The sequence below is a fragment of the Microbacterium sp. PF5 genome (assembly GCF_004794315.1).
Classification (GTDB): Bacteria; Actinomycetota; Actinomycetes; order Actinomycetales; family Microbacteriaceae; genus Microbacterium; species Microbacterium sufflavum.
On record NZ_SSDQ01000002.1, the window covers coordinates 1 to 348 of the forward strand.

The 348-nt window shown below is 53.7% G+C and carries 1 rRNA gene; it reads right to left on the reverse strand.

Features of this window, described 5'->3' with window-relative positions:
• A 23S ribosomal RNA gene (locus DW297_RS00005) occupies window positions 1-348 on the reverse strand; the annotation flags it as partial.

A 348-nucleotide genomic window follows, 5' to 3' on the forward strand; every position in this document is an offset into this window, starting at 1 on the left:
CCTTTGGGCGCCTCCGTTACACTTTAGGAGGCGACCGCCCCAGTCAAACTGCCCACCTGACACTGTCTCCCGGGTCGATAAGACCCGTAGGTTAGAATTTCAATACAGTCAGGGCGGTATCCCACCAGCGCCTCCACCGAAGCTAGCGCTCCGGTTTCAATGGCTCCCGCCTATCCTGTACAAACTGTACCAAAATTCAATATCAGGCTACAGTAAAGCTCCACGGGGTCTTTCCGTCCTGTCGCGGGTAACCTGCATCTTCACAGGTACTATAATTTCACCGAGTCTCTGGTTGAGACAGTGCCCAAATCGTTACACCTTTCGTGCGGGTCGGAACTTACCCGACAA